The organism is Pseudomonas zeae (assembly GCF_014268485.2).
In the GTDB taxonomy this organism is placed as follows: domain Bacteria; phylum Pseudomonadota; class Gammaproteobacteria; order Pseudomonadales; family Pseudomonadaceae; genus Aquipseudomonas; species Aquipseudomonas neuropathica.
Genome location: NZ_CP077090.1, coordinates 5026885 through 5041753, shown reverse-complemented (window position 1 = coordinate 5041753; position 14869 = coordinate 5026885). Strand labels below are relative to the sequence as shown.

The following is a 14869-nucleotide window of genomic DNA, read 5'->3' as shown; positions in this document are numbered from 1 at the left end:
CCCGTATAATGCCGGCATCGCCACTGGTATGGATTAACGGATTGCATATGACTGAACAGCGCCCGATTGCGGTCCTGGGAGGCGGAAGTTTTGGTACCGCCGTGGCCAATCTTTTGGCCGAGAACGGCCATCAAGTCCGGCAGTGGATGCGTGACCCCGAGCAGGCCGAGGCCATCCGGGTCAATCGCGAAAACCCGCGTTACCTCAAAGGCATCAAGATTCTGCCGGGGGTGACTGCCGTCACCGACCTGCAGGAAACCCTCGACGCCTGCGATCTGTGCTTTGTCGCGCTGCCGTCCAGCGCGTTGCGCACGGTGCTTGCCGCCCACGCCGAGCGGTTGAGCGGCAAGATGCTGGTCAGCCTGACCAAGGGCATCGAAGCCCAGACCTTCAAACTGATGAGCCAGATTCTCGAAGAAATCGCCCCGCAGGCGCGCATCGGCGTGTTGTCCGGGCCGAACCTGGCGCGCGAGATTGCCGAACACGCACTGACCGCCACCGTGGTCGCCAGCGAAGACGAAGAACTGTGTAAAGCCGTGCAAGCCGCGCTGCACGGTCGTACCTTCCGCGTTTACGCCAGTGCTGACCGTTTCGGTGTCGAACTGGGCGGGGCGTTGAAAAACGTTTACGCGATCATCGCCGGCATGGCGGTGGCGCTGGAGATGGGCGAGAACACCAAGAGCATGCTGATCACCCGGGCACTGGCGGAAATGACCCGTTTTGCCGTGAATCAGGGCGCTAACCCCATGACCTTCCTCGGTCTGGCCGGTGTCGGCGATCTGATCGTGACCTGTTCGTCGCCGAAGAGTCGCAACTATCAAGTCGGTTTTGCGTTGGGTCAGGGCTTGAGTCTCGACGAAGCGGTGTCGCGACTTGGTGAAGTCGCTGAAGGGGTCAACACCTTGAAGGTGCTCAAGGCCAAGTCTCAGGAAGTCGGCGTGTACATGCCACTGGTCGCCGGGCTGCATGCGATCCTCTTTGAAGGACGCACGCTGGAGCAGGTGATCGGTCTACTGATGCGGGCCGAGCCGAAAACCGACGTCGATTTTATTTCCACCAGTGGTTTCAACTGAGTCAGCACGGAGCAAGTCATGAACGATCCGAAAACCGAAGCCAAGTACGAATCCATCCTTCTGCGTGTGTTGTGGATGATCGTCTACGTGCTGGTCTGGCAAGTGGCGCAGTTCATCCTCGGCGCGGTGGTGCTGGTGCAACTGATCTATCGTTTGATCTATGGCGCCCCGAGCGCCAGCCTGATGAATTTCGGCGACAGCCTGAGCCAGTTTCTGGCGCAGATCGGCCGTTTCGGCAGTTTCCACAGTGACCAGAAACCGTGGCCGTTCGCCGACTGGCCAACCCCGCGTACTCCGGAAGGTGAAGCGCCGCACGCCGTCGCACCGGCACCGCATCCGGTTCGAGATGAGGAACCCAAGCTATGAAACTCTGGGTATTACGTCACGGTGAAGCCGTGCCTTTCGGCTCGTGCCCCGACTCCGAACGGGAGCTGACCGATCACGGCCGTAAAGAAGTCTGGAACAGCGCGGCCCATTTGATCGGCCAGCCGCTGACGGCGATCTACGCCAGCCCTTATCTGCGCGCGCAACAGACTGCGCAGATTGTCCGTGAGGCGCTGGGTTTCGAGCCGGAAATTCGCACGGTCGAGTGGCTGACGCCGGAGACCGACCCGGACAAGGTCACCGATCAACTGGTGTCGGTGAGCAACGTGCTGCTGGTCAGTCACAACCCGCTGGTGGGCAATCTGCTCAGCTATCTGCAGCATGGCGCCGGGTATCCGCCGGAGAAGGTCAGTACTGCCGGGTTGGCTGAGCTTGAAAGCGCAGAGCTGCTGATCGGCTCGATGAACCTCAACAGCCTCAAACATCCATAACGCTGGTTCCTTGTGGGAGCGAGCCTGCTCGCGAAAGCGGAGTGTCATTCATCATTTATGTGTCTGACAGCCTGCATTCGCGAGCAGGCTCGCTCCCACATTGGTTTCTGCGTAAACCATGAAATTATTTGTGTGAATTTTCCAACCAAGCACTTGCTTGGTTGACTACGCTTGCTCCAGACCCAAAAAACAGGAGCGAGTCGCATGTCTGCCGCCTTCCGTTTGCCGCTGGACGTGTTCTACGAACGTGAAGCCCGGCACCCGCGCCAGAGGTTCCTCGTGCAGCCCATTGGCGGCGGCCAGGTCGAGACGCTGAGCTGGGCCGACGTCGGCCATCAGGCCCGCTGCGCCGCACATTGGTTGCGTGCGCGGGAGTTGCCGCAGGGCAGCCATATCGCCCTGATCTCGAAAAACTGCGCGCACTGGATCATCGCCGACCTGGCGATCTGGATGGCCGGGCACGTCTCCGTTCCGCTGTATCCCAACCTCACCGCCGACTCCGTTGCGCAAGTGCTCAATCATTCGGAAAGCGCGCTGGCCTTCATCGGCAAGCTCGACGACTGGCCGGGCATGTCCAAAGGCGTGCCGGCGGATCTGCCGACCATCAGCCTGCCACTGCACCCGCCCGGGGATTTCGATTTTACTTGGGCCGACTTGCAGCGCAGTTCGCCGATTCAGGATGATCCCCGTCCCGATGCCGAGCAATTGGCGACGATCATTTACACCTCCGGCACCACCGGCCTGCCCAAAGGCGTGATGCACAGTTTTGCCAATCTCGGTTTCGCCACGACGCGCGGCACGCAACTGTTCGGGCTTAACGAGAACGATCGATTGCTCTCGTACTTGCCGCTGTGCCACGTCGCCGAGCGCATGTTCGTAGAACTGGCGTCGATCTACACCGGGCAGACGGTTTTCTTCGCCGAGAGCCTTGAGACCTTCATCACTGACCTGCAGCGAGCGCGGCCGACCGCGATGTTCGGTGTGCCGCGCATCTGGACCAAATTCCAGATGGGCGTGTACAGCAAGATCCCGGCAAAACGTCTGGATTTTCTTCTCGGTCTGCCATTCATTGGCAAGCGCGTTGGTCACAAGGTACTGGCAGGCCTGGGGCTGGATGCTTTGCGCGTGGCGTTATCCGGTGCCGCGCCGGTGCCGCAGACCTTGCTCGCCTGGTATCAGAAACTTGGCCTGGATGTGCTGGAGGTCTACGGCATGACCGAGAGTTGCGGCTACTCGCACATCTGCCTGCCGGGGCAATACAAGCAGGGTTGGATCGGCAAGCCGTGCCCGGATGTCGAAGTACGTATCGATGAGTCGGGCGAGGTGCAGGTGCGCAGTCAGGCGAACATGCTCGGCTATTTCAAGGAGCCGCAGAAGAGTGCCGAAACTCTGACTGAGGACGGCTTTCTGCGCACCGGTGACAAGGGCGAACAGGATGCTGAAGGGCGCCTGCGCCTGACTGGTCGACTCAAGGAGATCTTCAAGACCAGCAAGGGCAAATATGTTGCCCCGGCACCGATCGAAAATCGCTTGGCCGTGCATTCGCGGATTGAACAGGTGTGTGTGGTAGGGGACGGACTAAGCGCGCCACTCGGCTTGTGCGTCTTGTCGACGGTCAATCAGGAGGAGGGCCGGGCAAGCCTGCATTCGAGCCTGGAAAAACTCCTCGAAGAGGTCAACGCCGTGCTCGACAAGCACGAACGCCTGCGTCGACTGGTGGTGGTCAAGGACAGTTGGGCGGTGGAAAACGGCTTCCTCACGCCAACCCTGAAGATCAAGCGCAACGTCATCGAAGACATCTATGGCGCGCGTTTCGAAGAATGGAGCGAGCGCAGCGAGGCGGTGCTGTGGCAGGATTGAGCGACCACTAAAACAACAAAGGAAGTCTGCGATGAGCTTGTGGCGTACCACTCCCGACATCGAGCAGTTGAACGCGATCCAGAAAAACACCATCGGCGAAGTGCTGGACATCCGCTTCGAAGCGTTCGACGAAGAATCGCTGACCGCGAGCATGGTCATCGATCATCGCACCCATCAGCCCTATGGTTTGTTGCACGGTGGCGCCTCGGTGGTACTGGCGGAAACCGTCGGTTCGATGGCCAGCTATCTGTGCATCGACGCCAGCAAGTTTTACTGCGTGGGACTTGAGATCAACGCCAACCATCTGCGCGGCTTGCGCAGTGGGCGGGTGACGGCGGTGGCCAAGCCGATTCACATTGGTCGCACCACGCATGTGTGGGACATTCGCTTGACCAGTGATGAAGGCAAGGCCAGTTGTGTGTCGCGGTTGACCATGGCGGTGGTGCCGTTGGGTGAGCAGCCGCCGGTGCGTTGAGTGGGGTTCTTCAGTGATCAGCCCCTCACCCCAGCCCTCTCCCAGAGGGAGAGGGGGCCGACCTCGTTGTTTTCACGTGCTTCATCGACCTGAGATACCGAGTCGAATACAGATTCGGAAAAGCATGGAGATCGGCTCCCTTTCCCCCTCGCCCCCCTGGGGGTGAGGGGGTAGCGATCCGACTGACTCACCATAGCCCTGACCGGACTGTCATCATTCCTGGCAGTTACGGTCATTGCTGTAAGGCGCGGTCTTACGGACAATCAACGCCACGTTTCCCGCTCATGGATTTGCCCGTATGTCGCAACCAATCTTTTTCGCCCACGCCAACGGGTTTCCCTCGGGCACCTATGGCAAATTGTTCGCGGCGCTGGCGCCCGAGTACCGGGTTGCGCATCTGGAGCAGCATGCCCATGACCCGCGTTTTCCGGCGGATGACAACTGGTACAACCTCGTCGACGAGTTGATCCACCATTTGCAGCAGCAGGATCAGCCGGTGTGGGGCGTCGGCCATTCGTTCGGCGGCGTACTGCATTTGCACGCGGCACTGCGTTGCCCTGAGCTGTATCGCGGCGTAGTGATGCTCGATTCGCCGGTGCTGACCCGCACTGATCAGTGGGTAATCCGCGCGGCCAAGCGCTTTGGCTTCATCGACAGACTGACCCCGGCCGGCCGCACGTTGGGCCGGCGCGAAGAGTTCGCCGACCTCGACAGTGCGCGCAGCTATTTTGCTGGCAAGACGCTGTTTCGCGGCTTCGATCCGGAATGTTTCGACGCCTACCTGCAGCACGGTTTGCACAAGGTTGGCGACAAACTGCGCCTGCGTTTCGACCCGGCCACCGAGATCAGTATCTATCGCGGTGTGCCGCACACCAGCCCTGGCCGTACCGGTCAATTGCAAGTGCCGCTGGCGGTGGTGCGCGGGCACAAGAGCCGTGTGGTCATGCGCCATCACACCCGTTTCGTTTCGCGTCTGGCCCAGGGCGAGGCGTTGAGCATGCCCGGCGGCCACATGTTCCCGCTTGAGCGTCCGCAGGACACCGCGCGGTTGTTGAAGAATCTGTTTACCCGTTGGGAGCACCGTCAGAACAAGGATTGCGCATGAGTCCGACCTTCGAAGAAGTGCGCCTGAGCCTGCCGCATATCGAACTGGCCGCGCATTTATTCGGGCCCGAGGACGGGCTGCCGGTGATTGCACTGCATGGCTGGCTCGACAATGCCAACAGCTTTGCCCGATTGGCGCCCAAACTCAAAGGCTTGCGCATCATTGCGTTGGACATGGCCGGGCACGGGCACTCCGGGCATCGGCCGAACGGCGCCGGCTATGCGCTGTGGGATTACGCCCATGACGTGCTGCAAGTCGCCGAACAACTGGGCTGGAAGCGTTTCGGCCTGCTCGGGCATTCGATGGGCGCCATCGTTTCCATGGTGCTGGCGGGTTCGCTGCCGGAACGCATCAGCCATCTGGCGCTGATCGACGGCGTCATTCCTCCTACAGACAAAGGCGAAAACGCCGCCGAGCGCATGGGCATGGCCCTGCAAGCGCAACTGGATCTGCGCGAGAAGCGCAAACCGGTTTACAACACCCTCGACCGTGCCATCGAAGCGCGCATGAAAGGTCTGGTGGCGGTCAGCCGTGAGGCGGCTGAATTGTTGGCCCAGCGCGGTCTGATGCCGGTGCCCGGCGGTTACACCTGGCGCACCGACAATCGCCTGACCCTGCCTTCGCCGCTGCGTCTGACCCAGGAACAGGCAATGGCTTTCGCGCTGCGGGTCAGTTGTCCGGCGCAGTTGGTGGTCGCGGCTGACGGCATGCTCGCCAAACATCCGGAGCTGCTGGAGCGTCTACCCTTTAGCCGGGAACAGTTGGCGGGCGGGCACCATTTGCACCTGAACGACGAGGCGGGTGCCGGCCTTGTAGCAGACTGTTTCAATCGGTTCTTCGCCATTCCTTGACTTGCTGCGGGCAACTGTCGAGGCTGGGCGGGTTGAAATGGGAGACAACTACGATGGATTTCTATACCGCTGCGACCTCGAATCATCCAGCATTGCCGATCCGATGAGCCTGACTATGCGGTCACTCAGTCTGTTGGCACTGTGCTGTTTCAGTACCGTTTCGTTCGCCGCCGATGTGCCGGGCAGTCAGGATCTGCAGATCGTGCCGCGTCTGGCCGATGCACAGATCGTCGACTACCGCCCGCCTGTGGAGCTTGAGCGGATCTATCCGCTGGGCTCGATCCGCAAGATCAGCGGGCAGCTGCGTTTCGACGGCCAGGTCACCGCCCGTGGCCAGACCACTTCGGTGACCTACGAGTTGCCCCCCGAACACTCCGCCACCGAAGCTTTTACCGCCGCTCGTGAAGCCCTGCAAAAGCAGGACGCCGAATTGCTGTTCTGGTGTCAGGCGCGTGATTGCGGTGAAAGCAGCCTGTGGGCCAACGAGGTGTTCGGCAACGCCAAGTTGTACGGTGCTGACGAACAACAGGCGTATCTGTTGTTGAGACTGGCCGCACCGCGTGACAACACGCTGGTGGCGCTTTACAGCATCACGCGCGGCAATCGCAAAGCCTATCTGCATGTCGAACAGTTCGAGGCGGCTGCACCGTTGGGTGAGCTGCTGCCGACCTCGGCGACCCTGTTGCGTCAGTTGAAAAGCACCGGTGAACTGGATTTTCCTGATCGCGTGAATGATCCGGACGATACATGGCTACGCCTGATTTCCCGTGGCCTTAATCTCGATACGACGTTGCGCGTGACGGTGTCCGGGTCGAAAGCCGAGGCATGGCGACAGGCCCTGATCAATCAGGGCGTGCGGGCGGCACGCATGGAGACCGGCAGTGTTGAAGGCTCTGGCCTGCGCATCGATCTGTTGCGTTAAGCTGTTTCGGGCGAGCACGAACTGCGTGTTCGCCTACTCTTTGCCTGACTGACTTTTTCGAGACCTTACATGCTCAATAACGATCGCCTGCTGGTGCAGATCCTGCTGCTGGTGTTGTTTGGTGCCAGCCTGTGGGTGATGGCGCCGTTCTGGTCGGCCCTGTTCTGGGGCGCGGTGCTGGCATTCGCCAGTTGGCCGCTGATGCGTCTGTTGACCCGCTGGCTCAATGGCCGTGAGTCGCTGGCTGCGGGGATTCTGACGCTGGGCTGGATGCTGCTGGTGGCCGCGCCGCTGGTCTGGCTAGGGTTCAACGTGGGGGATCATGTGCGTGATGCCACGGCGTTCATCAAGGATGTGCAGGTCGACGGTCTGCCGGAAGCGCCGGTGTGGCTGGGGACTTTGCCGTTTGTGGGCGAGCGCCTGGTCGGGCTGTGGAACAGCATCGATCAGCAGGGCGCCGCGCTGATGGTGTCGATCAAACCTTATCTGGGGCAGGTCGGTAACTGGCTGCTGGCGCGCAGTGCGCAGATTGGTGGCGGGATTCTCGAGCTGACGTTGAGCATTGTCTTTGTGTTCTTTTTCTATCGTGACGGGCCTCGGCTGGCGGCGTTTGTGCACGGTCTGCTGGAGCGGCTGATCGGTGATCGGGCGGGGTATTACATCGAGTTGGTGGCCGGCACGGTGCAGCGGGTGGTCAACGGCGTAATCGGCACGGCGGCGGCGCAGGCGGTTCTGGCGTTGATCGGGTTCTTCATTGCCGGAGTGCCGGGGGCGCTGGTGCTCGGGATTGTCACCTTCCTGTTGAGTCTGATTCCGATGGGGCCGCCGTTGGTGTGGGTGCCGGCCACTGCCTGGCTGGCGTGGAAGGGTGAGTACGGGATGGCGGTGTTTCTCGGGATCTGGGGGACGTTTGTCATCAGTGGGGTGGACAACGTGCTCAAGCCGTATCTGATCAGTCGCGGCGGGAATTTGCCGTTGGTGATTGTGTTGCTTGGGGTGTTTGGCGGGTTGATTGCGTTTGGGTTTATCGGGTTGTTTATCGGGCCTACGTTGTTGGCGGTGGCTTATAGTTTGTTGACGGATTGGAGCAAGAGTCAGGGGCGGGTTGAGGAGCGGCGCTGATTTTTGTGGGCATATCCGTTGCTGCGGGTGTTGCTGATTAAGGTTCCGCCCTTACGGCGGGTCACTTTTTCCAGACGCCGAAAAAGTAACCAAAAAGGCTTGCTCCTGCGTGCGGCCCGCTCGCTGGGGCTCGGGGTTCCTTCGCTCCGGGATCGATCCGGGCGCAGCGCCTACGGTTTGCTTCGCTGCACCTCCTCTCGCTGTGTTTGGCTGCGCCAAACGGTCGCTGCGCTCCCACGCCCGGATCAATCCCTCCACTCAGCCTTCCGACGTCGCCTGTGGATCAAGATCAAGAGCAGGCGAGCTGACACTCGGCCTATTGAGTGGTGAAGAGCGCGGGTGTTCGGCTTTTGATTTGCGTTGTTGCTGCCCCTCACCCCAGCCCTCTCCCGAGGGAGAGGGGGCTGAAATGTGTGCTTTTCAAAGCCTCAGTTCGACGCGGTATCGCACGTCGGCGTACCTCTCCCAAACACCTCGGTCAGTCCCCTCTCCCTCCGGGAGTGGGCTAGGGTGAGGGGCTTTTGATTGTCCGCGGCAAATAGTGTCTTCGACTCAAGTCGCCACATTCAAATACTTGCCCACCGACGCCGTTTTCTCCAGCGAGTACTGTTTGCTCAAATTGGCAATCATGCGGTTCAGGGCTTCGGTGGTGCTCTGGGTAGAAGCGGTCTGTTCTTCATCCGGCCGTTCTCGCCCTGCCTGTAAAGCCGCTTTCAGCTCGTCGCTGCTTACACCGCCGCTGCTGTCGCTATCGAGCACCTTGAGCAGCGCGGTGCTGGTGTCGGTACTGGTCGATGAGGTGCTGTTGCTGGTCTGCAGAGCGCTGCTTAATTCGTTAGCCGTCACGCTACCGTCGCCATCCGCATCAAGTTGGCTGAACAGTTCGTCGCTGTTGATGTGTGGCGGCGGTGGGGGTGGCGGGGTCAGGCTGGCGGTGAGTTCGTCCTGGCTGACGGTGCCGTCCTTGTTCTTGTCGAGGGCGGAGAAGATTTCGTTGCTGTCGGCAGTGCTGCCGGCGCTGGTCAGGCCGCTGCTCAGTTCGTCGCTGCTGATGGCGCCGTCACCGTCGCTGTCGAGGGCGCTGATCAGGGCGTCGGCGAGGTCGGTGTCCGGTGCTTGATCGTGTGGCGGTGGCGGGGGCGCCATGGCGGTCAATTCTTCGGCGCTGAGGCTGCCGCTGGCATCGCTGTCCAGATCGCCGAACTGTTTGCTCAGGTTGACCAGCAGGCCGTCGTCGGATTTCTGTGAAAGGGCGCTTTTCAGTTCGTCCTGATCCACCGCGCCGTCGCCGTTGCTGTCGAGTTTGGCGAACAGTTCTTTTTGCAGTTGCTGGCTGCGGGCGTTTTGCGTGGAGGTACTGCTGGTGCTGGTATAGCTCGTGTAGTTGCTGACGCTACCGATCATCGGACTCACTCCCTGGAATGGAAAACCGGTGGGTGTACCGGCTTATGCAGCGTCGGGGCGCAAGTTGTCGGGGGTATGTGGGATTTGTACCGGTGGGTACACACGATGGAATGAGCACCGCTGAACGCCTGTGGGAGCGAGCCTGCTCGCGAAGAGGGCGGTACATTCAAAAGAGATATTGGATCAACTGACGCGTTCGCGAGCAGGCTCGCTCCCACAGGGGCGCGGTGGTGTTCTCAGGTGCGCGGCAGGCGAATGATGGCGGTGAGGCCGCCGCCGGGGGTTTCTTCGAGGTTGAGCTGCCCACCCAGACGCTGTGCCGCTTCGCGGGCAATGGTCATGCCCAGCCCCACACCGCCAGAGTTGCGATTGCGCGAGCCTTCCAGGCGATAAAACGGTTCAAACACCGCTTCACGCTTGTCCTCGGCAATCCCCGGGCCGTGATCGATTACGCGGATCAGCAGTTGCTCGCGTTGATCCTGCAATTCGATGCGTGCCTGGCCGGCATAACGCAGGGCATTGTCCATGAGGTTGTTGAGGCACGAACGCAGCGCCATCGGCTGTACCGGCAACGGTGCGCAATGGCCGCTGACCTGTACGTCGGCGCCTTGATCCTGCGCGTTTTCGCACAGTGATTCGACCAGCGCCTGCACGTCCATCAACTGCAACGCTTCGCTGGTGCGCTGTTCGTGCAGGTAGGTGAGGGTGGCGTCGAGCATGCCGATCATGTCGTCGAGGTCCTGACGCATCTGGCCTTGCAGCTTTTCATCGCTGATGTTTTCCAGGCGCAGTTTCAGGCGTGACAACGGTGTGCGCAGATCATGGGAAACAGCGCCCAGCATCCGTGCGCGCTGCTGCACCTGTTCGCGAATGCGTTGCTGCATCAGGTTGAAGGTGTAGGCGGCTTGTCGCGATTCCCGCGGGCCGGACTCGTCGAGCGGCGGACTGTCGAGGTCTTCGCTGAGGCGTTCGGCGGCGTCGCTCAGGCGCTGGATCGGGCGACTGAGCAGTTTGGCGCCGTACCAGGCCGCGATCATCAGCGTGATGAATTGAAAGGTCAGCGGCACCACCGGGCCACCGAACCACGGACGCGGTGGCCGTGGCGGGTAGCGCGGATCATGTGCCATCGGTTGCCCTTCGGCGCCTTGGGAGAACTCCGGTGGCGGCGGGGGCGGCGGTGGCCCGTAGTGGTGGAACCAGGCGAACGCCAGCAGGTGCGCCAGGACAATCGCCACGAACAGCACGCCAAACAGGCGCCCGAACAGCGTGTCGAAGCGCGCCCGCATCAGCCGATGTCCCGCGCGTCGAACAGGTAACCCTCACCGCGCACGGTTTTGATCAACTGCGGGGCTTTCGGGTCGTCGCCGAGTTTCTGCCGCAGACGCGAGACCAGCAAATCGATGCTGCGGTCGAAGGCTTCGATCGAGCGGCCCCGGGCCGCATCGAGCAGTTGCTCGCGGCTGAGTACCCGACGCGGACGTTCGATAAACACCCACAGCAGGCGGAATTCGGCGTTGGACAGCGGCACCACGAGACCATCGTCGGCGATCAACTGGCGCAGGACGCTGTTCAGACGCCAGTTGTCGAAACGAATGTTCGCGCGCTGTTCGGTTCGATCGTCGCGCACCCGGCGCAGAATGGTCTGAATGCGCGCGACCAGTTCGCGTGGCTCGAACGGTTTGGCCATATAGTCATCGGCGCCCAGTTCCAGGCCGATGATGCGGTCGGTCGGTTCGCAACGTGCGGTGAGCATCAGGATCGGGATGTCCGATTCAGCGCGCAGCCAGCGGCACAGCGACAAGCCGTCTTCGCCGGGCAGCATCAGGTCCAGCACGACAACATCGAAATGCTCGGCGAGCAGCGCCTGACGCATCGCCGCGCCGTCGGTGACGCCGCTGGCGTGGATATTGAAGCGCGCGAGGTAGTCAATCATCAGCTCGCGGATCGGTACGTCATCATCGACGATCAGCGCGCGAATGCTCCAGCGCTTGTCGTCTTTAGGCTCATCCGTCGCGGTCATTTGGGTGTTGTGCATGAGGCTGTTCATCTGCCAGTAGGCCGCCAACCACAAAAGATGGGCTGCGAGGTTGTGGTTTCAGCATAGGCGTCCAGCCGTGAGGCGGGAAGTGCTGATGTAAGGACGTATTGCGGCTGGCGAGGCTAGCGCGGGTGCTTGTTGCTGGCGTGTCGGTTGTGTATCGGAGTCGACACAATAGCAGCGAGCGCTATGCTGATCACGGCCAGCGCGACGATTTACCGATCATCGGGTGCCGCGCTGCCGCCGGTTCCGCTACAATGCGCGCCGATTTCGACCTGCCTGAGAGCCCATTCATGTCCGCCTGCCAGACTCCTATCATCGTCGCCCTGGATTTCCCTACCCGTGACGCCGCACTGAAGCTGGCCGACCAGTTGGACCCGAAGCTGTGTCGGGTCAAAGTGGGCAAGGAGCTGTTCACCAGTTGCGCCGCAGAAATTGTCGGCACCCTGCGCGACAAGGGTTTTGAAGTATTCCTCGACCTGAAATTCCACGACATTCCCAACACCACCGCGATGGCCGTGAAAGCCGCTGCCGAGATGGGCGTGTGGATGGTCAACGTGCATTGCTCCGGTGGTATGCGCATGATGGCCGCTTGCCGTGAAGAGCTGGATAAACGCAGCGGCCCGCAGCCGTTGCTGATCGGCGTGACCGTGCTGACCAGCATGGAGCGTGAAGACCTGGCTGGTATCGGTCTGGATATCGAGCCGCAAGAGCAAGTGCTGCGTCTGGCCGCGCTGGCCGAAAAGGCTGGCATGGACGGTCTGGTGTGCTCGGCGCTGGAAGCCTCGGCACTGAAAACTGCGCATCCGTCGCTGCAACTGGTGACCCCGGGAATTCGTCCGGCGGGCAGCGCGCAGGACGATCAGCGCCGCATTCTGACTCCGCGTCAGGCGCTGGATGCCGGTTCCGATTATCTGGTGATTGGCCGTCCGATCAGCCAGGCGGCTGATCCGGCCAAGGCACTGGCTTCGGTCGTAGCCGAAATCGCCTGATCAGGCACCGCAAAACCCTGTAGGAGTGAGCCTGCTCGCGATAGCGGTGTGTCAAACAACGGTAATGTTGACTGACACACCGCTATCGCGAGCAGGCTCACTCCTACATTTGTTTTGTGGTGGTTTTAGATTTTCAACACCAACTTGCCGAAGTTCTCACCGCTGAACAATTTCATCAGCGTTTCCGGGAAGGTCTCCAGCCCTTCGACGATATCTTCCTTGCTCTTGAGCTGCCCCTTGGCCATCCAGCCGGCCATTTCCTGCGCGGCACTGGCGTATTGCGCTGCGTAATCCATCACCACAAAACCTTCCATCCGCGCACGGTTGACCAGCAACGACAGGTAGTTGGCTGGCCCCTTGACCGCTTCCTTGTTGTTGTACTGGCTGATCGCGCCGCAGATAACCACCCGCGCCTTTATGTTCAAACGGCTCAACACCGCATCGAGGATGTCGCCGCCAACGTTATCGAAATACACATCGACGCCTTTCGGGCATTCGCGTTTAAGCCCGGCCACGACATCTTCGGACTTGTAGTCGATGGCACCGTCAAAACCCAACTCATCAATAAGGAATTTGCACTTGTCGGCGCCGCCGGCAATGCCAACCACGCGGCAGCCTTTGAGCTTGGCAATCTGCCCGGCGATGCTGCCCACTGCGCCCGCTGCACCGGACAACACCACGGTGTCGCCGGCCTTCGGTGCGCCGACATCCAGCAGGGCGAAGTAGGCGGTCATGCCGGTCATGCCCAGCGCTGACAGGTACACCGGCAGCGGTGCCAGTTTCGGATCGACTTTGTAGAAACCTCTTGGCTCGCCGAGGAAATAATCCTGCACGCCAATGGCGCCGTTGACGTAGTCCCCGACCGCAAAGCCAGGGTTGTTCGAAGCAATGACTTTGCCTACGCCCAGCGCGCGCATGACTTCACCGATACCGACCGGCGGGATGTAGGACTTGCCCTCGTTCATCCAGCCACGCATCGCCGGATCGAGGGACAGGTATTCGTTCTTGACCAGAATCTGGCCCGCCGCCGGTTCGCCGACCGGTACTTCCTGATAGGTGAAGGTCTCGCGGTTGGCCGCTCCCACCGGGCGTTTGGCGAGCAGGAACTGGCGATTGGTCTGGTTGGTCATGGCAGGCACTCGAACGGAATGAAGCCTTGTTGATAGACCTTCGCCGGCATTGGCGCAAGGTTGGCTGATGCGGCGAATGCACGCCGATCCAGTGCAGTGATGATCACCTGGCCGGTTTTATCACTGCGACGCATGGGCACATAAACAGCCATTGGATAGTGCTGACGCTCGGCAGACCTCAATGGCTATGCTGCCATTCCATACATCCCCTGCATCTATCCCTTCGAGGACATAACAATGAGCATGACGTTTTCCGGTCAGGTTGCTGTAGTCACTGGCGCGGCCAACGGCATCGGCCGTGCGACCGCCCAGGCGTTCGCCGCCGAAGGCCTGAAAGTGGTGGTCGCCGATCTGGACGCGGCAGGGGGCGAGGGCACGGTGGCGCTGATTCGTACAGCCGGCGGCGAAGCGACCTTCGTACGCTGCAACGTGACCGTCGAAAGCGAAGTGAAAAATCTGATGGACGAGGTCATCAATACCTACGGCCGTCTCGACTATGCCTTCAACAATGCCGGCATCGAAATTGAAAAAGGCAAACTGGCCGAAGGCTCGATGGATGAGTTCGACGCGATCATGGGCGTCAACGTCAAAGGCGTCTGGCTGTGCATGAAGTATCAGCTGCCGCTGTTGCTGGCGCAGGGCGGCGGGGCGATCGTCAACACCGCCTCGGTGGCGGGACTGGGCGCGGCGCCGAAGATGAGCATCTACGCGGCGTCGAAGCACGCGGTGATCGGTCTGACCAAATCGGCGGCCATCGAATACGCGAAGAAGAAAATCCGTGTCAACGCTGTGTGTCCGGCGGTGATCGATACCGACATGTTCCGCCGTGCTTACGAGGCCGACCCGAAGAAGGGTGAGTTCGCCAACGCCATGCACCCGGTCGGGCGCATCGGCAAGGTCGAAGAAATCGCCAGTGCCGTGTTGTACCTGTGCAGCGACGGTGCGGCATTCACCACCGGCCACTCGCTGGCAGTGGATGGCGGCGTCACCGCTTTCTGAATCACGCCCAAGAACAACAGCCCGCATTCGTTGCGGGCTTTTTTGTGGGCAGCGGTCAGTTCCGTGAAGCCTCTTAAACAATG

At 60.9% G+C, this 14869-nt stretch carries 16 protein-coding genes; 11 read left to right on the top strand and 5 right to left on the bottom strand.

Going from position 1 to position 14869, the window contains the following annotated elements:
• Positions 1 to 47: 47 nt before the first annotated feature.
• The 9 genes from HU754_RS22235 to HU754_RS22195 all read left to right on the top strand — a co-directional run bounded on the left by HU754_RS22235 (position 48) and on the right by HU754_RS22195 (position 8223).
• Positions 48 to 1073 (top strand): NAD(P)H-dependent glycerol-3-phosphate dehydrogenase, encoded by a 1026-nt coding sequence (locus HU754_RS22235; RefSeq protein WP_090285290.1) that lies wholly within the window; start codon positions 48 to 50, stop codon positions 1071 to 1073.
• Between the two features lie 18 nt (positions 1074 to 1091).
• A complete protein-coding gene (locus HU754_RS22230; protein WP_008087808.1) occupies positions 1092 to 1439 on the top strand; it encodes a DUF4389 domain-containing protein in 348 nt (115 codons plus the stop codon).
• A complete protein-coding gene (sixA, locus tag HU754_RS22225) occupies positions 1436 to 1888 on the top strand; it encodes a phosphohistidine phosphatase SixA (protein ID WP_186624785.1) in 453 nt (150 codons plus the stop codon). Before HU754_RS22230 ends, sixA begins: the two co-directional genes overlap by 4 nt.
• Before the next feature lie 204 nt (positions 1889 to 2092).
• Positions 2093 to 3748 carry an AMP-binding protein gene (locus HU754_RS22220; RefSeq protein WP_186624784.1) on the top strand — a complete coding sequence of 552 codons (1656 nt, stop codon included), beginning with the start codon at positions 2093 to 2095 and terminating at the stop codon, positions 3746 to 3748.
• 31 nt (positions 3749 to 3779) lie between these two features.
• Positions 3780 to 4223, top strand: a complete 444-nt coding sequence (locus HU754_RS22215; protein WP_186624783.1) for a hotdog fold thioesterase — start codon at positions 3780 to 3782, stop codon at positions 4221 to 4223.
• Positions 4224 to 4521: 298 nt separating this feature from the next.
• The gene (locus HU754_RS22210) at positions 4522 to 5328 is read left to right on the top strand and encodes an alpha/beta fold hydrolase (RefSeq protein WP_186624782.1); all 807 of its coding nucleotides are present in this window, start codon (positions 4522 to 4524) and stop codon (positions 5326 to 5328) included.
• The gene (locus HU754_RS22205; protein WP_093442267.1) at positions 5325 to 6179 is read left to right on the top strand and encodes an alpha/beta hydrolase; all 855 of its coding nucleotides are present in this window, start codon (positions 5325 to 5327) and stop codon (positions 6177 to 6179) included. The genes HU754_RS22210 and HU754_RS22205 overlap by 4 nt, the downstream gene beginning before the upstream one ends.
• A gap of 115 nt (positions 6180 to 6294) precedes the next feature.
• The gene (locus tag HU754_RS22200) at positions 6295 to 7101 is read left to right on the top strand and encodes a DUF4892 domain-containing protein (RefSeq protein WP_186624781.1); all 807 of its coding nucleotides are present in this window, start codon (positions 6295 to 6297) and stop codon (positions 7099 to 7101) included.
• Between the two features lie 69 nt (positions 7102 to 7170).
• Positions 7171 to 8223 (top strand): AI-2E family transporter, encoded by a 1053-nt coding sequence (locus HU754_RS22195; protein ID WP_186624780.1) that lies wholly within the window; start codon positions 7171 to 7173, stop codon positions 8221 to 8223.
• 552 nt (positions 8224 to 8775) lie between these two features.
• Here HU754_RS22195 and xopAW read toward each other — a convergent pair.
• The 3 genes from xopAW to HU754_RS22180 all read right to left on the bottom strand — a co-directional run bounded on the left by xopAW (position 8776) and on the right by HU754_RS22180 (position 11662).
• Positions 8776 to 9627 (bottom strand): XopAW family type III secretion system calcium-binding effector, encoded by an 852-nt coding sequence (gene xopAW / locus HU754_RS22190; protein ID WP_186624779.1) that lies wholly within the window; start codon positions 9625 to 9627, stop codon positions 8776 to 8778.
• A 236-nt stretch (positions 9628 to 9863) separates the two neighbouring features.
• Positions 9864 to 10913 (bottom strand): sensor histidine kinase, encoded by a 1050-nt coding sequence (locus HU754_RS22185; RefSeq protein ID WP_099756920.1) that lies wholly within the window; start codon positions 10911 to 10913, stop codon positions 9864 to 9866.
• Positions 10913 to 11662: a response regulator gene (locus tag HU754_RS22180; RefSeq protein ID WP_016983639.1), complete on the bottom strand. Its 750-nt coding sequence runs from the start codon at positions 11660 to 11662 to the stop codon at positions 10913 to 10915. The genes HU754_RS22185 and HU754_RS22180 overlap by 1 nt, the downstream gene beginning before the upstream one ends.
• Before the next feature lie 296 nt (positions 11663 to 11958).
• Between HU754_RS22180 and pyrF the strand changes: the two genes are divergently transcribed.
• Positions 11959 to 12657, top strand: coding sequence for an orotidine-5'-phosphate decarboxylase (pyrF, locus tag HU754_RS22175; protein WP_176471268.1), 699 nt, complete (start codon positions 11959 to 11961; stop codon positions 12655 to 12657).
• A gap of 125 nt (positions 12658 to 12782) precedes the next feature.
• On the opposite strand, the gene HU754_RS22170 is transcribed toward pyrF, so the two are convergent.
• Together HU754_RS22170 and HU754_RS22165 are read right to left on the bottom strand one after the other, a co-directional pair.
• Positions 12783 to 13787: an NADP-dependent oxidoreductase gene (locus HU754_RS22170; RefSeq protein WP_186625694.1), complete on the bottom strand. Its 1005-nt coding sequence runs from the start codon at positions 13785 to 13787 to the stop codon at positions 12783 to 12785.
• On the bottom strand, positions 13784 to 13939 hold the full coding sequence (locus HU754_RS22165) for a hypothetical protein (RefSeq protein ID WP_175559627.1): 156 nt from the start codon (positions 13937 to 13939) through the stop codon (positions 13784 to 13786). The genes HU754_RS22170 and HU754_RS22165 overlap by 4 nt, the downstream gene beginning before the upstream one ends.
• An 85-nt stretch (positions 13940 to 14024) precedes the next feature.
• On the opposite strand from HU754_RS22165, the gene HU754_RS22160 reads away from it, so the two are divergent.
• Positions 14025 to 14786: an SDR family oxidoreductase gene (locus HU754_RS22160; RefSeq protein ID WP_007917441.1), complete on the top strand. Its 762-nt coding sequence runs from the start codon at positions 14025 to 14027 to the stop codon at positions 14784 to 14786.
• The last annotated feature ends 83 nt before the right edge of the window (positions 14787 to 14869 follow it).

Excerpts from the sequence above, each read along its gene's own strand:
- HU754_RS22235 (WP_090285290.1), top strand. The coding sequence starts at position 48 with ATGACTGAACAGCGCCCGATTGCGGTCCTGGGAGGCGGAAGTTTTGGT.
- HU754_RS22230 (WP_008087808.1), top strand. The coding sequence starts at position 1,092 with ATGAACGATCCGAAAACCGAAGCCAAGTACGAATCCATCCTTCTGCGT.
- sixA (WP_186624785.1), top strand. The coding sequence starts at position 1,436 with ATGAAACTCTGGGTATTACGTCACGGTGAAGCCGTGCCTTTCGGCTCG.
- HU754_RS22220 (WP_186624784.1), top strand. The coding sequence starts at position 2,093 with ATGTCTGCCGCCTTCCGTTTGCCGCTGGACGTGTTCTACGAACGTGAA.
- HU754_RS22215 (WP_186624783.1), top strand. The coding sequence starts at position 3,780 with ATGAGCTTGTGGCGTACCACTCCCGACATCGAGCAGTTGAACGCGATC.
- HU754_RS22210 (WP_186624782.1), top strand. The coding sequence starts at position 4,522 with ATGTCGCAACCAATCTTTTTCGCCCACGCCAACGGGTTTCCCTCGGGC.
- HU754_RS22205 (WP_093442267.1), top strand. The coding sequence starts at position 5,325 with ATGAGTCCGACCTTCGAAGAAGTGCGCCTGAGCCTGCCGCATATCGAA.
- HU754_RS22200 (WP_186624781.1), top strand. The coding sequence starts at position 6,295 with ATGCGGTCACTCAGTCTGTTGGCACTGTGCTGTTTCAGTACCGTTTCG.
- HU754_RS22195 (WP_186624780.1), top strand. The coding sequence starts at position 7,171 with ATGCTCAATAACGATCGCCTGCTGGTGCAGATCCTGCTGCTGGTGTTG.
- xopAW (WP_186624779.1), bottom strand. The coding sequence starts at position 9,627 with ATGATCGGTAGCGTCAGCAACTACACGAGCTATACCAGCACCAGCAGT.
- HU754_RS22185 (WP_099756920.1), bottom strand. The coding sequence starts at position 10,913 with ATGCGGGCGCGCTTCGACACGCTGTTCGGGCGCCTGTTTGGCGTGCTG.
- HU754_RS22180 (WP_016983639.1), bottom strand. The coding sequence starts at position 11,662 with ATGCACAACACCCAAATGACCGCGACGGATGAGCCTAAAGACGACAAG.
- pyrF (WP_176471268.1), top strand. The coding sequence starts at position 11,959 with ATGTCCGCCTGCCAGACTCCTATCATCGTCGCCCTGGATTTCCCTACC.
- HU754_RS22170 (WP_186625694.1), bottom strand. The coding sequence starts at position 13,787 with ATGACCAACCAGACCAATCGCCAGTTCCTGCTCGCCAAACGCCCGGTG.
- HU754_RS22165 (WP_175559627.1), bottom strand. The coding sequence starts at position 13,939 with ATGGCTGTTTATGTGCCCATGCGTCGCAGTGATAAAACCGGCCAGGTG.
- HU754_RS22160 (WP_007917441.1), top strand. The coding sequence starts at position 14,025 with ATGAGCATGACGTTTTCCGGTCAGGTTGCTGTAGTCACTGGCGCGGCC.